Origin of the sequence: Undibacterium sp. KW1 (genome assembly GCF_009937955.1) — a bacterium.
Taxonomy (GTDB): domain Bacteria; phylum Pseudomonadota; class Gammaproteobacteria; order Burkholderiales; family Burkholderiaceae_D; genus Undibacterium.
Genome location: NZ_AP018439.1, coordinates 2,581,772 through 2,600,637, shown reverse-complemented (window position 1 = coordinate 2,600,637; position 18,866 = coordinate 2,581,772). Strand labels below are relative to the sequence as shown.

Annotated in this window: 12 protein-coding genes and 1 pseudogene; 2 read left to right on the top strand and 11 right to left on the bottom strand. The window is 51.7% G+C overall.

Features of this window, described 5'->3' with window-relative positions:
* Position 1: 1 nt before the first annotated feature.
* Complete coding sequence (locus UNDKW_RS11720; RefSeq protein ID WP_162058833.1) at positions 2–1,195, bottom strand: amino acid aminotransferase; 1,194 nt, start codon at positions 1,193–1,195, stop codon at positions 2–4.
* A 255-nt stretch (positions 1,196–1,450) separates the two neighbouring features.
* Positions 1,451–4,723, bottom strand: coding sequence for an amidohydrolase family protein (locus UNDKW_RS11715; protein WP_197893143.1), 3,273 nt, complete (start codon positions 4,721–4,723; stop codon positions 1,451–1,453).
* 253 nt (positions 4,724–4,976) lie between these two features.
* Here UNDKW_RS11715 and UNDKW_RS11710 point away from each other — a divergent pair, with 253 nt between their 5' ends.
* A complete protein-coding gene (locus UNDKW_RS11710) occupies positions 4,977–8,873 on the top strand; it encodes an ATP-binding protein (RefSeq protein ID WP_162058832.1) in 3,897 nt (1,298 codons plus the stop codon).
* Positions 8,874–8,897: 24 nt separating this feature from the next.
* On the opposite strand, the gene UNDKW_RS11705 is transcribed toward UNDKW_RS11710, so the two are convergent.
* Together UNDKW_RS11705 and UNDKW_RS11700 are read right to left on the bottom strand one after the other, a co-directional pair.
* A complete protein-coding gene (locus UNDKW_RS11705) occupies positions 8,898–10,049 on the bottom strand; it encodes a CaiB/BaiF CoA-transferase family protein (RefSeq protein WP_162058831.1) in 1,152 nt (383 codons plus the stop codon).
* A 25-nt stretch (positions 10,050–10,074) separates the two neighbouring features.
* Positions 10,075–11,194 (bottom strand): annotated as a pseudogene (locus UNDKW_RS11700) (acyl-CoA dehydrogenase family protein).
* Between the two features lie 163 nt (positions 11,195–11,357).
* On the opposite strand from UNDKW_RS11700, the gene UNDKW_RS11695 reads away from it, so the two are divergent.
* Positions 11,358–12,014 carry a TetR/AcrR family transcriptional regulator gene (locus tag UNDKW_RS11695; protein ID WP_162058830.1) on the top strand — a complete coding sequence of 219 codons (657 nt, stop codon included), beginning with the start codon at positions 11,358–11,360 and terminating at the stop codon, positions 12,012–12,014.
* Positions 12,015–12,029: 15 nt separating this feature from the next.
* Here the strand turns inward: UNDKW_RS11695 and UNDKW_RS11690 are convergent, their stop codons facing one another.
* From UNDKW_RS11690 to UNDKW_RS11660, 7 genes are all read right to left on the bottom strand, one after another.
* Positions 12,030–13,022, bottom strand: a complete 993-nt coding sequence (locus UNDKW_RS11690; RefSeq protein ID WP_162058829.1) for a hypothetical protein — start codon at positions 13,020–13,022, stop codon at positions 12,030–12,032.
* Between the two features lie 40 nt (positions 13,023–13,062).
* Positions 13,063–13,428: a hypothetical protein gene (locus UNDKW_RS11685; protein ID WP_162058828.1), complete on the bottom strand. Its 366-nt coding sequence runs from the start codon at positions 13,426–13,428 to the stop codon at positions 13,063–13,065.
* Positions 13,429–13,664: 236 nt separating this feature from the next.
* A complete protein-coding gene (locus UNDKW_RS11680) occupies positions 13,665–15,095 on the bottom strand; it encodes an aldehyde dehydrogenase family protein (RefSeq protein WP_162058827.1) in 1,431 nt (476 codons plus the stop codon).
* A 38-nt stretch (positions 15,096–15,133) separates the two neighbouring features.
* Positions 15,134–16,426, bottom strand: coding sequence for an FAD/NAD(P)-binding oxidoreductase (locus UNDKW_RS11675; RefSeq protein ID WP_162058826.1), 1,293 nt, complete (start codon positions 16,424–16,426; stop codon positions 15,134–15,136).
* A gap of 2 nt (positions 16,427–16,428) precedes the next feature.
* Positions 16,429–16,713 (bottom strand): 2Fe-2S iron-sulfur cluster-binding protein, encoded by a 285-nt coding sequence (locus UNDKW_RS11670; RefSeq protein WP_162058825.1) that lies wholly within the window; start codon positions 16,711–16,713, stop codon positions 16,429–16,431.
* On the bottom strand, positions 16,706–17,833 hold the full coding sequence (locus UNDKW_RS11665; RefSeq protein WP_162058824.1) for an FAD-binding oxidoreductase: 1,128 nt from the start codon (positions 17,831–17,833) through the stop codon (positions 16,706–16,708). The genes UNDKW_RS11670 and UNDKW_RS11665 overlap by 8 nt, the downstream gene beginning before the upstream one ends.
* A 41-nt stretch (positions 17,834–17,874) precedes the next feature.
* Complete coding sequence (locus tag UNDKW_RS11660) at positions 17,875–18,771, bottom strand: dihydrodipicolinate synthase family protein (RefSeq protein ID WP_162058823.1); 897 nt, start codon at positions 18,769–18,771, stop codon at positions 17,875–17,877.
* Between the last annotated feature and the right edge of the window lie 95 nt (positions 18,772–18,866).

Here is an 18,866-nt window from a genome sequence, read left to right as displayed (position 1 = left end):
ATCAGCCTAAAACAGCCGCGATTGCATTCGCAGTCGCTTCAACATTGCCAGTATTCAAACCCGCAATACACATACGGCCAGAACGGACCAGATAAACACCGAACTCTTCTTTCAGGCGATCACATTGCTCAGCAGTCAAACCTGTGTAGCTGAACATGCCGCGCTGCGTCAGGAAGTAACTAAAGTCACGGCCTGGCAATTTCGCACTCAGCACATCATGCAATTTACGGCGCATGAGCTGGATACGGTCACGCATAGCGACAACTTCTGCTTCCCACATAGGACGCAGCTCAGGGTCGCTCAATACACGGGCAACCAACTGGCCGCCATGCAGCGGTGGGTTGGAATAGTTGCGTCGTATCGTTGCCTTCATCTGACCCAGTACATTGACTGCCTGTGCCGCATCCGGGCAAACGACACTCAGGGCACCGCAACGTTCGCCATACAGGCTCATGCTCTTGGAGAAGGAATTCGCAACGAAGAAGCTCAAGCCCCGGTCAGCCAGCAAACGCACGGCATAGGCATCTTCTACGATACCATCGCCATAACCCTGGTAAGCCAGATCAAGGAAAGCAATCAGTTCACGCTCTTTCAATACCGGCACCAGTTGTTGCCACTGCTCTTGCGTCAGATCCACACCTGTAGGGTTGTGGCAGCAGGCATGCAGCAGGACGATGCTTTTCTTTTCTGCGGCTTTCAATGCTTCTATCATGGCATCAAAACGCAAGCCACCAGTTGCTGCATCATAGTAAGGATAGGTTTTGACAGTCAGACCGCAACCTTCGAACACAGCTTTGTGATTATCCCAGGTAGGATCGCTGACCAGCATGATCGATGTCGGGAAATAACGTTTGATGAAATCACCGCCCACCTTGAGGCCACCACTGGAACCGACAGCCTGTATGGTCACGACACGGCCAGCTTTGACTGCTGCGCTGTCTGCGCCAAACAAAAGTTCCTGCACAGCCGTGCGGAAATTTGCTGCACCTTCCATAGGCAGATAAGGACGGGCACCAGCATCTGCCACGACCTTGTGTTCTGCTGCACGCACAGATGGCAGCATGGGAATCTTGCCAGCATCGTCAAAATAAATACCGATAGACAAATTGATCTTGTTGGTGCGAGGGTCTTTACCAAAGGCCTCGTTCAAAGACAAGATAGGATCGCCAGGATAGGCTTCGACGTGCTGAAACATGATAGAACTCCAGATGGTTGGACATAGAATCAAGGCTGCAAAGCCGGCAATTTAATATCATTAAAGCAATATAAAATGCACCAGACTAATGCGTCAAGCCTCTATTGTGACACATGCCACCAGCAACTTAGGATACAGGCTGTTTGAATAGCCAGATCAAACTGTATGTTTGCCTGACGAAAGACATAAAAAATGCAGCTATTTTTCAATAGCTGCATTCTTCATTCCTGATGAGGTCAGTGATTTTTATCAATATCAGTGACCGTGCGCATGTCCATCGGCTTCTATGGGCATTTCGCCAGCACTCTTACCCTCAAAAAAGAACGGCTTGCGTGCTTTTTTGTTTTTACCAACTTCATTCAAGGTAGCAGATTCATACAAACGTCCATTCAGCATGACATGGCTGAGTTTGTCTGATTGCTGTATGTCTTTGAGGACATCGCCATCAATAATCATTAAGTCTGCCAGCTTGCCGACTTCCAGAGAGCCTATGTCCTTATCCATGCCCAGATAACGTGCGCCATTGATGGTACCGCTGCGTATGGCCTCCATCGGTGTCATACCGCCTTTGACCAGGGTCCATAATTCCCAGTGTGCTGCGAGGCCTTCACGCTGACCATGTGCTCCCAGATTGACGGGAACACCGGCACGTTGCAAGGCGGTTGCAGTCTGCGCCACCTTGATGACATTGAAGTCTTCTTCCGGTGCAGTCTCACGCCTGACGCTACGTGGCTCCAGTACTGAACGCGGAACATATTTACTCAGCAGAGGATGTTTCCAGACATCGGTATGGGCATACCAGTAGTGCTCGCCATCGAGGCCACCGTAGGCAACTCCCAGCGTCGGGGTATAGCCTACCTGCGTCTGCGACCACAGTTGTTTGACGTCGTCATAGACTTTTTCAACTGGCAAGGCATGTTCAACACCAGTGTGACCATCAACTACCATGCTCATATTGGTCTGGAACAGCGAACCTCCTTCAGGCACAACCATCATTTGCGTCAGGCGGGCAGCCTCCAGCACTTGCTGGCGTTGCTCACGTCTTGGCTGGTTGTAGCTCTTGACTGAAATCGCGCCCGCTGCTTTGAGACGCTTCAAATGTGTCATGGCGTCATCGAGATTATTGACGATGGCGGCGAAATTGCCCTTGGCACCATAGAGGATAGTGCCGGTAGAGTAAATACGTGGCCCCAGTACTTGTCCGGCTCTTTGCAATTCACTTTGCGTGAATATTTCGCCAGTATCGTTCGATGGATCATGGATGGTCGTCACACCAAAAGCAAGCGAAGCATAATTGACCCAGCTTTGCTGCGGGATAATACCGCTCTCACCCATGCTGCCATGCCAGTGCACATCAACCAGGCCCGGCAAGATGGTTTTGCCCTTAGCATCGATCTGGGTTGCGCCTGCGGGTATGGCGACATCAACAGATTTACCGACACTGACGATGCGATTATCCTTGACGACGATACGGCCATCTTCTATGACTTCTTCGCCTTTCATGGTGACGATTCTGGCGCCGGATATGACTGTGTAACCACTCGGTTTGTCAGACGTCTGGCGGAAGCCTATCTTTTGCCCCTGCTCTGCTGGCTTAGGCAACTCGGCAGGTGCGCCCGGCACGAAAGCAAAAGCATCTTTCAATTCACGGCTGAATAATTCATCGCCGAGTGAGAAATTGATACGCTTGCTGTCGCCAGACCAGTGCAGGTATTGACCGGCATTCACGTCCAGTTGCTTGACGGGCAGTGCATCCATTTTCTGCCCTATGGTGACCGCCTTGCCAGCCAGAGGGAACGGCGTTACATAAGCATGGTAACGCTCGCCGAAAGCCAGCCATTCACCATCTGGCGAAATCGCAAATTCACCGGCAAATTCACTTTTTGCGACTGGCTGTTCAGGTTTGCCATCCAGAGGCACGCGTACCAGTGAAGTAGTCCAATCGACTTCACCAGTATATTGTGTGCGTGTGACATACACTGCCTGCCCATCTTTGCCAAATTGCGGTGAACCACCCTCCTCCGTCAACAGGCGAGGTTCGGATTTACCGTCTGTATTCGCCAGGAACACGCCCGTTTCCATGCCATGCCAGGGCGTAGTCAGGTAGCCACCCTTGGCTTTGACGTAAGCAACTTGTTTGCCATCAGGTGAAAAACGCGCCTGCAGATATTTACCCGGGGCCTTGGTCACTATGGTTTCCTTGCCGCTGGCAAGCTCAACCGTTCTGACTGCACCGAGCTTTTCATCATTCCAGCTACTGAATACGACCGACTTTCCGTCACGCGAAAAGCTGGGGAAGAATTCAAAATGCGTGCTTTGCGTAGTCAAGCGGCGTGGTGTGCCATTTGGCAGGTCCTTGACATAGATATGTCCCAGCGCCGAGTAAACAACTTTATCCCCCTGCGGCGCGACATTCACCCAGCGCAATTGATGCACATCGAACTGATCAGGCGCAACTTCTTGCGGGAAGCGCAAGGCACTGCGCACTTCCCGGGTATCTTTCACATGAAAAGGAATTTCGACTGCCTTGTGGCTGAATGGGTCTAGACGCCAGAGTTTACCCTTGGCCCAGACTACAATCTCCTTGCTACCCGGCATCCAGGCAAAGGCTGGATATACACCTTGTATGGCCCAGGCTTCTTGCATGTCACGTTCCAGCTCTGGCCAAGCTGCTGTTTCCTCGCCTGTCTGCAAATTTTTCAGGAACAAGGCAGACTGATTGCGGATGCGGCGCACGAAAGCCAGGTATTTGCCGTCTGGAGAAGGTACGGGGCGCACTGCTCCGCCAGGGCCGCTGACGAGCGCTTTGACCTTGCCATCTTGCAGGTCACGGCGGAAAATCTGATAAATCTGGCCGTTAGAATTTTTATTGTATTCAAAGGACGTACCTGGTGTTGTGTCTTGCGAATAATAGACATAGCAGCCATCAGGTGAAAATGCCGGTTCACCCAGGTCTTTTTGCCAGTTGGGTTTTTCATTCAATTGCACGCCTGTGCCACCGCTCTGATGATACAGCCAGATTTCACCAGAACCCAGTGAACGGGTGCCGGTATAGTGCTTGCGTGCGGCAATGTACTGGCCATTCGGGTGCCAGACAGGATTATTCAATAACCGAAAATCCTCTTTGCTGACTGCATGTGCGTTGCTGCCATCGACATTCATGACCCAGACATTGTCACCACCACCCGCATCAGACATATAGGCGATCTGTTTGCCATCTGGCGAAAAGCGCGCCTGCATTTCCCAGGCGATAGAGTGTGTCAGAGCCTTGGCTTCACCACCGGCAATGGGTAGCGTATATAAGTCGCCGAGCAAATCAAACACCAGTTGTTTGCCGTCGGGGCTGACATCCACGCTCATCCACGTGCCGGTGCGGGTGTCAATATTGACTGTTTTGCTTTCGCCGGGTGGATGATTGACATCCCATTTCTTTTTTTCTATATCCGGCTTGGTGACTGGCTCTGCCGCCAATGCTGGCAAACACAGTACGACAGCCCAGGCCAGAGGCAACAGTTTTGACACACGCATAGATTTCCCCTCTTTGATTATTATTTAAATTTCAATTATTGATCGATTCTGGACTATAGCGTCTCAAGATGCAGGCGATAATATATCAATAGAATATCAATCAGTGGGATCAGATGAATCCGGGCTTGAAAAGTTCCTGGTACAAACCTGTTCTGCATGCATATCTGTGAAGATTGCAACACAGTGGGACTCTTAATCCGCCAAGCAGACTCGCATAAGGTATGATTTGAGCAATTCTATTTCGCTTGCGACCATGAATCTATTTGCTACTGACGAAGAAGTAAACCAGCTTGCCAACAGGCTGACTTCAGCACAGGGGCTGGATAAATTCATCAGTCAATTGACACTGGCCTGGTATTTAAGGCAAAGGAATAGCCAGCAGGCCAATACACTGGCGATGTCGGTTTTGGCCGATCTTGCAGACCTCGATGCCCCGGAAACCCTGAGAAGACAGTTCCATGCCCGCCTCTGCCTGATACGTGCAGAAATCGCTGCCTTATTCTGCGACAAAAAAAATGCCGAACTCCTGTTCAGTGAAGCTGTCACGGTCTTCACTGACTTGAATGACAATACAGGCCTGGGGGACGCCAGTCTGACCGAAGCCCTGCTGGCGCTGGAGCAAGGAGACCCTGCCAGAGAAGCACGGGCATGCGCAGCAGCGATGGGCTGGTACACCAGGGCAAATGACAAACTCAGGCTCGCCATTGCAGAGTCCTGGGTCATCTATGAGCTGGCATTTTATGATCCACTCGCTGCCTCGGTCAGGCACATGGCGTTTGACAAGCAATACCAACATCGTGAGCACCCAGCCGTTGCTGCCCATTTGACAGCAGCGTCAGGAGTCATTCAAGGCAGGCGGGAACCTGCGCGGGCATCTGTGTATTATCTACAGTCGAGTGAACTGGCCCGCCAGGCAGGCTTGATCAGGCTGGCCATCATTTCGGCAGGTAATTCTGGTGAATCCATGCAAACTGTGGGTGACCTCGAAGGTGCTGCCGGTGTCTTTGACTGGGCTGCCGAGCGCGCACATGAAACGGAATGGCCAGCCCTGATAGGCTATGCCATGTCCCATCTTGGCAGCCTGCTGCGACAGTTGGGCCAGTATGAACGCAGCCAGAAAACCCTGGAAGAGGCGCTGAATGGTTTTTCCAGGACGCCAGGTGGTATCAACAAGGCCATCGTTCATGCGGAACTAGCGGAATGTCTGCTGATGCAGGGAAAAACCGCCGGGGCAATCGCGGCCTTCGGTGAAGCAATTGCGCTGTTCCGCGCAGCTCATTCCATGGACGACTTGCCTCAGGCCTTGATACGCTATGCGCGGGCATTGTCAGTATCAGGCCAGGCCGATGCTGCCCTGGCAGCCATAGACGAAGCCAGATCCCTGATACACCAGCACCAGTTCACCGCCCTTGGCGTCAACCTGAACCAGACGCTGGCCGAAATACATGCGCGGCATATCATCACCATGCCGGAGAAAATGGATGCTCCCAATGCCATCATCCACTACCTGGAAGAATCCCTGCAGACAGGTGAACTGACCGAAGGCTGGCAAGCCAGTACAGAATTACTGATGGCCCTCAGTGATGCCTGGGCCGATGTAGGTGACAGCAATAAAGCCTTGTTGTATGCGCGAAAAGCCGTTGCAGCAGAACAGCGTGAGAGCAAGAAGCAGGCAAATAACCGCACAGCCATGGCCCAGGTAAGACATGAAACAGAATTGATACGTGCCGAGGCTGAACAGCACAGGCTGGTTGCCGTATCCGAAGCACGCCGGGCAGCTACCTTACAGGAAGCCGGTGCTACGCTGGAACGTCTGGGCAGGATAGGTCAGCAAATCACCTCCAACCTGGAGCCCGAAGCAGTTTTTGAAGCAATCCACTTCCATCTCAAGGATTTGCTGGATGCGACCACCTTCATCATTTACATGCTGTCACCAGATGGACAAATGCTGACCCAGGCATTTGGCGTAGAAGAAAACCTGCCCCACCCCTACCATGAAGTCGCGTTGACAGATGAACGTGCCTCGAGTGCTCGTTGTGTTCGCGAACGACGTGAAATCAAGCTGGAATTACGGCCGGATAATGATTTCCCTGTCGTACCAGATACACTGGAAACCCTGAGCCTGTTGTTTGCCCCACTCAGCATCGGTGACCGTATCCTCGGTGTCATGAGCATACAGACACCGCGCGAATATGCTTATGGCGAGAGGGAGTGCCTGATTTTTCGCACGCTGTGCTCTTACGGCGCGATTGCACTTGACAATGCCAACGCCTATCGCGAACTGCGCCTGACCCAGCAACAGCTGGAATCTGCCAGCATGACAGAGAGACAGGCGCGCAGGAAGGCTGAAGATGCTACGAGATTAAAGAGTGAATTTCTGGCCAATATGAGCCATGAAATCCGCACGCCCATGAACGCGGTCATAGGCCTGGCCCACCTTGCCCTGCAAACCAGGCTAACACCCAAACAATATGACTACGTCAGCAAGATCCATCATGCTGGCGAATCGCTGCTGGGCATCATCAATGACATACTGGATTTTTCCAAGATAGAAGCGGGCATGCTGGATGTGGAAAAAATTCCATTTTCCATCAAGGATGTGCTCAATAGTGTATCCACCCTGACCAGCCAGAAAGCCATAGAAAAACAGATAGCCTATATCGTCAGCATCGCTGAAGAAGTACCTGCACACCTGCGTGGAGACCCGCTGCGATTGGGGCAGGTGTTGACCAACCTAGTCAATAATGCCGTCAAATTCACCCCTGCAGGCGGAGAAATTGAACTCAGTGTCAGCCGACCGCCAACCACATCTGCAACGACGGACCTGACATTCTCGGTACGGGATACCGGCATAGGAATGTCTGTGGCGCAGCAGCAAAGCCTGTTCCAGCCCTTTACCCAGGCAGATGGTTCGACAACCCGTAAATATGGGGGAACCGGCCTGGGATTATCCATCTCACGCCGCCTGGTGGAACTGATGGGTGGGCAGATTGAAGTCAGTAGTCAAGAGAACCAAGGTTCTACATTCAGTTTTACCTTACCACTGGAAATAGATTTTACCCTGCATACTGCATCTGACACACATGCAGAATCACACCATAGTCATAACAGTAATTTTGCAATACAAAACCATGCTGGCCGTCGGGTCTTGCTGGCTGAAGATAATCCAGTCAATCAGCAAATTGCCATAGAGCTGCTGAGCATGATAGGAATTACTGCTGACGTTGCCGACAATGGTGAAGAGGCAGTGCGCCTGATCATGGCAAATGAGCCTGGATATTACGCCATGATATTCATGGATTTGCAAATGCCTATCATGGATGGTCATGAAGCTGCTGCAAAAATCAGATTAGATGCCCGTCTGGATGACACGCCCATCATCGCCCTGACTGCGCATGCAGTGGGTGACATTCGCGAGCGCTGCATGCGTGAAGGCATGCAGGATTATCTGACCAAGCCTATACAACCGGATGCTTTGTTCAGCATAGTCTCGCACTGGATGGATACCGAACATGAACTACCGGTACCCGGCAGCCTCATCACCAGCACCGTGTTTGATGATGAGGATGCCGGATTCCCTCAATTCAACGAGCTCGACACCAGCCTGGGCCTGCATTACATGGGTGGGCGTCATGAGTTTTATATCAACATGCTGCACCGGTTTGAACAAAGTCAGGCTGATACCTTACATGAATTGAACAGACTCATACAAATTGGGGAGTATGGTAATGCAGAGAGGTTAAGTCATACCCTAAAGGGTCTTGCTGGTAGCATAGGTGCCACAAAACTGCAAAAAATAGCGGCCGAACTGGAATACAAGCTAAGCAAAGAAGAAGACAGGGAATTCATCCTGGAAACCCTGGAGCCACTTACTCAGTCACTTAATGCAGTACTGGATGAGTTAAAAACGGTATTACCAGGAATTTTGCCCCAGCACGAAGAAATCATCGTCGACGAAGCCGAGGCAAAAAACATCGTGACAGAGCTGCGGAGCTTGCTGGCTGCATCAGACGCTGATGCGCAGAGCCTGTTTGAAGAAAACGAAACCGCAATTGCTACTCAATTCAACCCGGATGCCATGATACAACTCAGGCATTATATGCATCAGTTTGAATTTGAGTCAGCGGCAAAACTGATAGAACAGCAATAAATAAAATAGACAGCAAACACGAATTTAAATCACCTGATTTTCTTTCAGGCTGGATATGCGGTCTGCGCTGATTCCCCAGTCATGCAAAATCTCAGCACTATGCTGGCCAGGTGCTGCCGGCGGTCTGCTGACTTCTGGCGCGGTCCTGCTGAATCGTGGCGCAGGTGCTGGCTGCAATATGCCTTCGATATCAGTAAAATTAGCCCTGGCCTGATTATGTGGATGCTTGGGGGCTTCTGCCATATCCAGTACCGGGGCAAAACAGATATCCGTCCCTTCCATCAAGTCACACCATTGCTGGCGAGTTTTGGTCTTGAACAACACCGCACATTTTTCTTTCAACTCTGTCCATTTGCGGCTATTCATTTGCGCATTGAAAGCGGTATCGGTAATGCCGGCACGCTCCAGCAACAAGGCATAAAACTGCGGCTCTATCGCGCCTATGGAAATGAATTTGCCGTCAGCGCAGGCGTAAGTGTCATAAAAATGCGCACCACCATCCAGCATATTCGCTCCGCGCTGGTCTGACCAGGCACCAAAGGCACGGAAACCGTAAATCATCGCGCCCAACAAGGCCGAACCATCAACCATGGCCGCATCCACCACCTGCCCTTTGCCAGAACTACGTGCCTCCAACGCAGCACAGACCACACCAAAAGCCAGCATCATGGCACCGCCACCAAAATCGCCAACCAGGTTCAAAGGTGGTGCTGGTGGCGTATCTGCCCGCCCCATCGCATGCAACATGCCGCTGAGGGCGATGTAATTCAGGTCATGCCCCGCCGCCTGTGCCAGCGGACCATCCTGGCCCCAGCCGGTTATACGTCCATATACCAGACGTGGATTGCGTTGCTGGCAGACGTCCGGCCCCAGGCCCAGTCTTTCCATAACGCCAGGGCGGAAGCCTTCCAGCAGGATATCAGCACTCGCTACGAGATCCAGCAAGACGGCTTTCGCTTCTGCCTGTTTCAAGTCTAGCGCCAGCGAGCGACGGCCTCTGGCCATGACATCATATTTGGTGCCCAGCATGGGAAAAGGATTATTCGCACCCGGAGCCAGCTTGCGGTCTATGCGTATGACTTCTGCCCCCATGTCAGCCAGCATCATGGCGGCAAAAGGGCATGGCCCCAGGCCCACCATTTCTATGACACGTATACCCTGTAAAGGTCCAGCCATGTTTCGCTCTCCGCTTTTTTCTGGTTTATAAATTACGAGAAATGATTTCTTTCATGATTTCATTGGCGCCGCCATAGATGCGCTGTACCCGTGCATCGACGTACATTTGCGCTATTGGGTATTCCAGCATATAACCATAACCGCCAAATAACTGCAGGCATTGGTCGATGACCTTACACTGCAAATCAGATATCCAGTATTTGGCCATTGATGCGAGCTCGGTATCCATGCGCCCTTCCATCATATCGACTATACAGCGGTCGATGAAGGTACGGGCTATCGTTGCCTCGGTCTTGATCTCCGCCAGTACAAAGCGGGTATTTTGCATTTCTATCAGGGCCTGACCAAAGGCCTTGCGTTCACGAGTACGCGTGATAGTCAGATCCAATGCGCGCTCTATCGCAGCGACGCCGGATACGCCCAGTATCGTACGCTCATAAGGCAGTTCAGTCATCAACTGGGTAAAACCCTTGCCTTCGACGCCACCGAGTACCCTGTCCAGCGGCACGCGCACATCATCAAAGAACAGCTCGCAAGTATCCTGGCCCTTTTGCCCTATCTTTTCCAATATGCGCCCCACCCGGTAACCTGGGCAGTCTTTGGTTTCCACCATGATCAGTGACACGCCCTTGGCACCAGCTTCAGGATCGGTCTTGGTGACGACCACTACCAGGTCGGCCATATAACCATTGGAGATAAAAGTTTTGGAACCGTTGATGACATAGCTGTCGCCATCGCGTCTGGCGATGGTCCGTATGCCTTTGAGGTCAGACCCGGCACCTGGCTCAGACATGGCGATGGCAGCGATCATTTCACCTGAGGCCAGTTTGGGCAGATACTTTAGTTTCTGCTCTTCTGTCCCCTGGTTCAAGATATAGTGCGCAACGATGGCATGTACATGGATACCAAAGGCCATGTCACCCGCATAAGTCAGTTCTTCAAACACAATGGATTGATGGGCAAAGCTGCCGCCAGAACCACCATATTCTTCAGGTATGTCAGCCAGCAAGATGCCCATGGCACCGCCCTTGTCCCAGACATCGCGGTCTACATGTTGCTGTTTTTTCCAATGTTCCTGATGCGGAGTGACTTCAGCATCGACAAAGCGACACAGCATCGCGAAAAGTCTCCAGCTCAGGTGTCATCCAGCGTGGTTTGATTTGCATACTGTGTCTCCTATGTAATGAACTCAGGCGTTTGTGCCTGATTTTTATTGCTCTGATTGATAGCAGCTTTGTTTCAGGTTACCATCAAGAGCTATCAGAAAAGCACGCCATCCTATTTTTTAGAAGACTATCCCCAATAGCAATGCCTAAAGAAATTACCACAGACACGGCAGGGAGGGCATTGCCAGGTACACAAATTGCAAAGAAACGCGGCCGCCCAGTGCTGGACGAATCGGAGAGCATACGCCAGGATTTGATCAGGAAATCAGCACAACTATTCAGGAAAAAGGGTTATGACAATACCACCGTGCGCGACATCGCTGCGGCGGTAGGGATACAGTCAGGCAGCTGGTTTTATCACTTCAAGACCAAGCAGGACATCCTGGTCGCAGTGATGGAACAAGGCATGAAAAAATCACTGGAAGAAATAGAGAAGCTGGCTTTGGCAGATTTGCCACCGCGACTGGCCTTTCAACACCTGGTCAAAGTCCATCTGAATACCTTGCTGGCCCCAGAGCATGATTTTATTGCGGTACTGTTGTATGAATGGCGAGCACTCGACAAACCCGCACGCACACGTATCATTGCCCTCAAAGACAGGTATGAAGCTGCATGGGAAAAAGTCATCCTGGACCTGCATGCGTCAGGGGATTGGGCCATGCCAACGCGCATAGACAAGTTGTTGATGTTTGGCACGCTGAACTGGACAGCGCAATGGTATAGACGCGGTTCAGGCATCAGCATAGATGAACTGACAGAACAGGCGCTGCAATTCATCTTGCGCACCAAATCTAAATGACAGGCAGCACGAGGCTTATTCTTCCAGGGCAATCTCCAGCTTGCGGGTATCAATAATGAGCTTTTTGCCCAGGAAAAGCTTATTCCCAACCATCCCACCTGCACCCAGGCTGCTGATTGCCAGTTCTTGCAAGAAACCCATATCCTGGATGTAACTGATCTCTTTCACAGGCAACTTGATGCCTGCTACTGTTGCCTCTGCACTGGTTTCTACCGTATGTGCAGTTAATACCTTGTCCCATGAACGAATAGGATAAACCACAGGTCTGGCATCCTGCTTTGCCAGTCGCTGGAAAGTTTTTTCATTGCTTAGCCAGGAAAAAGCGCTGGAACCGCTGTCATACATCACCGTTTTCTCTTCACCATCAAAAGTAACAGGCATGACTATCCTGCGGCCAGAAAAACTGAAAGGCTGGAATTTGCTGCTTGCCAAATGCAAGCCTTTGCGTTCACGGGCGAATTGCACTATATCTTTTTTGAAGTCCAGCACCACTACCCTGCCGTCAATCAAATCTGAACCTATGGTGCCGATTACTTCTACGCTGTCCTTGCTCCAGTCAACACCTGTTCCTTCGCGCTGCATGATGGAAACATCTTTGGCTAGCACTTGCATGTCCCCAAGTTTGAAATTAACAGCGGCCAGCTTGTCACCAGAATTTACAAATTGATATTTCTCGGCAATCGCCTTCCATTTATGGGAATAAAAGACGGTGGAAGGATGCCCCAGATCAAACTGCATATAGAATATTTTTTCCTCGCTGCCACCAAAATGCACTGGCAAAAGCAAGGCTGCATGATCCAGTGGCGGCAAAGGTGCCGGGCGCGGTATGGCACTCCACAGTATATTCACATCTCCACCGTCGCCCGACAACTCCACTTGCGCAGGCGAGAGCTTGTAGCCAGTTGCGCAGGCTGAGAGGAACAAGGCCAGGCTCAAAAGCAAAAAGGAAGCAAGCCACTTCCTGTATTTGCCTGGCTTGACGGTGCTGACAGTGTCAAGCATGTACATTTATCGACTCCACAAACTATGCATATATCCAAAATCAGGTTCAAGTAGTTTTGCGGCGAGAGAACAGAGCAACCAACCCCACTACCAGTAATACAGGGAAAAGCAAAGGCAACATTGCCAGCGCCAGCGAACTCAGTACTACAGCAAAGATCACGCATAACAATATTGCCACGCCCGCTAGTACCATGCCAGTCAGGCCAAGGGCAAACACCACCGCCACTACAGCAATACCGCAACCGAACAAGACACCAAAAAATCCACCTACGCCATCAATGTCGTCACCGTCCATCTGCACATCCATGCCGTGAAAGAATGACATGACTATCATGGCAAAAACCAGGATGGACAAGAGGATGATGGCGATGCGCTTGTTGGATGTAATATTTGAGGTGGTATTAGATGTCATGATGGGCTCCCTTTAGCTCAATTGTAAATTTGATGATTTCTTGTGTTCTGTGATTCGATGTAAGCATCTTATAAAAGAACATCAGGGGCTTCCATGGGCTTGCGACAGAATGCGCAAATCACGGCTTGAACAGTGATAAGGAAGGAGGAATGCGACAAAAACAGACAAAAACAGGCGCTAAAAGCAAAAAAGCAGCCGTTAGCTGCTTTTTTGCCTGCTATAGAGCGACTACAAGATCAGCTACCGATATAGCTGGTCTTCATCGTAGTAAAGAATTCCACAGCAGCACTACCCTGTTCACGGGCACCATAGCTAGATGCCTTGCTGCCGCCAAATGGGACATGGTAATCGACCCCGGCCGTAGGCAGGTTGACCATGACCATGCCTGCACGGGCATGGCGCTTGAAGTGAGTCGCGTATTTCAATGATGTCGTGCAAATACCAGCTGTCAGGCCAAATTCAGTATCATTTGCCAATTGCAGTGCGTGCTCATAATTTTTTGCGGGAATGACGGACGCTACCGGGCCAAAAATCTCTTCCCTCGCATGCTGCATGGCAGGATCGCAATCAACAAACAGGGCCGGGTTCAGGAAATAACCATCGGTATCACGAGACAGGCGCTCACCACCAAAGACCGGTTTGGCGCCTTCATCTTTGGCTATCTGTATATAGCGCAAGTCCTGGTCCAGTTGAGACTTGTCGACTACCGGGCCTATATCTATGCCTGCCTGCAAGGCGTGCCCTACTTTCAGGCTCTTCAATTTATCGATCATCGCGGCCACAAATGCCGGGTAGATTTTCTCTTCAACAATCAGGCGCGAAGATGCCGTGCAACGCTGGCCAGTAGAAAAATAGGAGCCCTGAATTGCTGCATTGACTGCCACATCCAGGTCAGCATCTGCCAAAATCACCAGCGGGTTCTTGCCACCCATTTCCAGTTGCACCTTGGCGCGGCGTGCGGCGCAAGCTGCCAGCACCCTGCTGCCAGTACCGACTGAACCGGTAAAGCTGATGGCATCTACCCTGCTGTCTTTGCTCAAGGCTTCACCAACAATACGGCCAGGGCCAGACAAGAGATTGAATACGCCTGCTGGCAAACCAGAACGGCTGATGATTTCTGCCATGGCCCATGAGCAGCCTGGCACCAGCTCTGCCGGTTTCAGGATCACGGTGTTGCCATAAGCCAGCGCAGGTGCGACTTTCCAGGCTGGAATTGCGATAGGGAAATTCCAGGGTGCGATGATACCGACCACGCCTACCGGTTCGCGGGTGACATCAACGTCCACACCCGGGCGCACCGACGCCAGTTTGTCGCCGCGTATGCGCAAGGCTTCCTGGGCAAAGAATTTGAAAATGGCGGCGGCACGCCCTACTTCACCTATGGCCTCTGGCAGGGTCTTGCCTTCTTCCCGTGCCAGCAGGCTACCGAGTTCGGCTTTGCGTTCATTGATTTCTGTGCCTATCTTGTCAAGCGCATCTGCCCTTTGCTGCACACCAGAATTGCGCCAGCCTTCTGCGGCATCGCGCGCAGCAGCAATTGCCAGTTCTACCTGCTCATTACCCGCACTGGCGTATTCGCCAACCACCTCACTCAAATCAGAGGGACTGTGTGTGACAGTTACGTTCGCACCGTCATGCCAGCTACCATTGATATACAGTTGTTTCATTTTTATTTTTCCTTGTTTTTCAATCTTGTTGTTCAACCTTATTCTTCAACATTCCCCGCCGTACCACCCAGAGCGGCAAGAGTTGATGTTTTTGTCGGGAAAACCGGTTGTCTCAGCCCCGGCGCCTCCCAACCAAACATGAACTGGCAGGCTGCACCACAAATACGCCCCTGACATGCCCCCATACCTGCCCTGGTCATCAGCTTTGCTGTGCGCCAGTCGTCATGTTCACGCAATTGCCTGGCACTGACGTCCTCGCAGCGGCACACCAAAGTATCTGACTTGCATAACTTGCGCAGACTGTCATCTGTGGCAAAACTCTGCTTGAGCAAATCAGCAAATTGCCTGGCATGGGCGCGGCGCGTCATATCATCTTGTTCAGCCACCTGCCCAATCGCAGCCATACCGGCAATGTGCCCTTCTGCCAAAGCCTTGTCAACACCACCTATGCCGCAAGCTTCTCCTGCCACCCAGACATCGGCACGTGTACTCGCCTGATTGGTATCAACAACGATACTGCCATCCCTGATCTGACATCCCAACAAGGTGCCAATTTCAAGATTGGGTAATAAACCAAATCCACAGGCAAGTAAATCGCAGCTCAGGTCAATTTTCTTGTCACCATGTTGTACGCTGATACCCAGCAAGTGCTGCTCACCATGCGCCTTGACTACCCTGGCATCATGTCGGTAGCGTACGCGCTTAAGCTGCCAGAACAGTTTCAGTGACTGTAGCAGCTTGCCGCGATGCGATTTGAGCAAGGCCCAGAAAAATTGACGTAAATTTTTACTGCTTTTTGTTTCTATGATACTGACGACCTGACCGCCAGCACGTATGACTGTCTCCGCTACTGCCAGCAACAAGGGCCCGCTACCGGCAACGGCTATACGCTTGCCTTCCACTGGCATGCCGCCCTTGATCAAGGCTTGCAAGCCACCTGCACCAGTGACGCCGGGCAAAGTCCAGCCAGGGAAAGGCAAGAGCAACTCACGGGCTCCGCTACAGATAATCAACTTATTCCAGCTTAATTTCTGCGCACCATCTGCTGTCTCCAGCAAAAACTCCTTGTCAGAAATAGCAGCAACAATGCGCACGCCATACATCATGCGTACATTCAGGCAATTTGCCAGAGCCTGCCAAAGCTCATGTGCCCGCCGGTCGCGCCATGTTCTTGGACTACCGCGCCAGATTTGCCCGCCAGGCGCGGGATTTTCATCGATCACAGTGACGGTGGATGACAATTCAGCTGCGGCCAGTGCCGCTGCCAGGCCCGCAGGACCGGCACCTATGATAAGAATTTCCGTCGAAAACGGTGAAATCGCCGACACCATCGTCACACTCCCAGACCGGTGGTTTCGGTATTGATCACCATGCCTGAGCGACAGTATTCCTGGCAAGCCAGCTTATGTGGGTGACCATTAATGCGCACCCTACATTCCTGGCATACGCCCATGCCACAAACGGCAAAACGCGGCTGGCCAGAAACCGACTGGCGCGTCTGCATATTGTCATGCCGCATCAGGGCCGCAGCTACACTCATGTCCGTCGTCGCCTCAAACGGAGAGCCATTAATCCAGATTTTTGCAATTTTTTCTGGGCCTGGGCCTTGCTCACGCATATTTCAACTCCTGCACAGGGAAAAAACGTTCAGGTGAATAATGCTGATAATCTATTTCTCCTGCTCGCCCGGCAATCTGGTCTGCCAGCATTTTTGCTGTCGCCATGGCCATCGTCACACCCAGGCCTTCATGCCCTGCTGCCAGCCACACACCAGCCAACCCCGGATGAGGCCCGATAATGGGATGACCATCGGGTGATGCCGGACGCATGCCTGCCCAGGCACGTATGATTTGCATGTCGGCCAGGCAAGGTAATAAGGTCATGGCGGACTGCAAGACCGCCCCGAGCGCCTTGGAATCCAGGCTATTATCTGTCTGCCCATCCTGCCTGCAAGAACCAATCAGCCATTGTCCGTTACTACGTGGTTGTACATTGGCAGCCACGGCCAGTGCATCAGCAGAGACTGCGGCTTGTCCATAATTCATGCTGACAATCTGATGTGAAAGACGACCGGGATAGCGGTCAGTAATAGCAAGATGGCCTTTGCGGCCAAACACGGCAATTTCAGGCAAGAGCTTGGCTACTTCGAGGCCAGCAGCGACGATGATGATATCGGCATCAAGTTTGCTGCCATCAGCAAAAACCAACTGGTTTGCTGTTAGCTGTGCAACACGTTTGCCCAAGATCAGATTACCACCGCGCTTGACCAGAAGCTGAGCCATGAAATGCGCCAGTTTGGGTGGATAGACCACGCTATCGCCAAATACCCTGACACCACCGGCAAGGCCAGGTCGCAATGCCGGTTCCAGTTTTTGTACCTGTTCGCCAGTCAGCGTTTCAGCACGCCATAGCCTCGCATTCATTGCTTGCGCGCGATGATGCGCCTCAGAAAGCTGGTCTTCGTTCTCTGCCACCCATAAGGTGCCACACTGGCTGACTTCTCCTATACCAGGAAATTCAGTAAAGAAGTCTTTCCACATGCGCAAAGAAAGCAGACACAAGTCCAGCTCCTGCTCGCTTTCATCCAGAGCAACCAGATGCCCCATACCTATAGCGGTGACTCCGCAACCTGGGGATGCAGCATCAATCAAATTGACCTGATAGCCCTCTTCCTGCATTTTTAAGGCGCAGGAGGTGCCGACTATGCCAGCACCAATGACACACACTGTTGTCTTCATAGGTATGCTTCCTGCGCCATCACATTCACTAAAACAAACTATCAGTTCAACGTTGGCAAAACCGGACGATTGGCAAGAGAAGCGCTGACCACTTGTTCTACACGGGTACGCAAAGCACCTTCCAGTGGCAGGCGCGGTGCACGCACGCGGTCATTCGAATCGATGACCAATGCTTCTACCAGTTTGATGTTCTGTACCAGATAAGTAGAAACATCCAGGTCCAGCAAAGGACGGAACCAGCGATAAATATCCAGGGCTTCGTTATAACGGCCAGCCTTGATGAGGCGGTAAATGGCCACCGTCTCATGCGGGAAAGCTACCACCAAGCCAGCTACCCAGCCAGTTGCACCAGCAGTCAAGGCTTCAAAAGCCAGATTATCTACGCCAGTGAACAAGTCATAACGGCGCCCCAGGCGGTTGATGATTTCCGTAGTGCGGCGGATATCATCAGAAGATTCTTTTACTGCCACAAAACGGGCATCATCAGCCAGTTCTTCCAGCATGTCTGTCGTCACATCAACGCGATAAGCCAGACGGTTGGAGTAAATCATGATGGGCAAATCACCGGCAGCGGCTATGCTGCGCAGGGTTGCTACCGTCTCACGATGATTAGTGTGATAGATGGTGCTAGGCACAACCATCAAGCCATCGGCACCAGCTTTGGCGGCTTTTTCAGCCAAGGCACAGGCGTCCCGTGTTGCCGCCTCGGCGACAGTCAGGATGGCAGGCTTGTTGCCTGTCACTTCTTTCGTCAATTTCAGCACATCGATACGCTCGGCATGGGATAACAAAGGGCCTTCACCCAGAGAGCCGCAAGCGATCAGGCCATCGCAACCGGCATCCATCAAATAACGGAAGCAGCGTTCCATTTCCTTGAAGTCCAGCGTATCGTCCTGGTTGAATTTTGTCGTAACTGCGGGAATGACGCCTTGCCACATGATATTTGCCTTGTCTCCGGATCAAACCGGTCAATTTTTGAAAATCAATCAAAGAACCTGATGCTGACAAATCGCGAAGAAATCGATCACAGTAA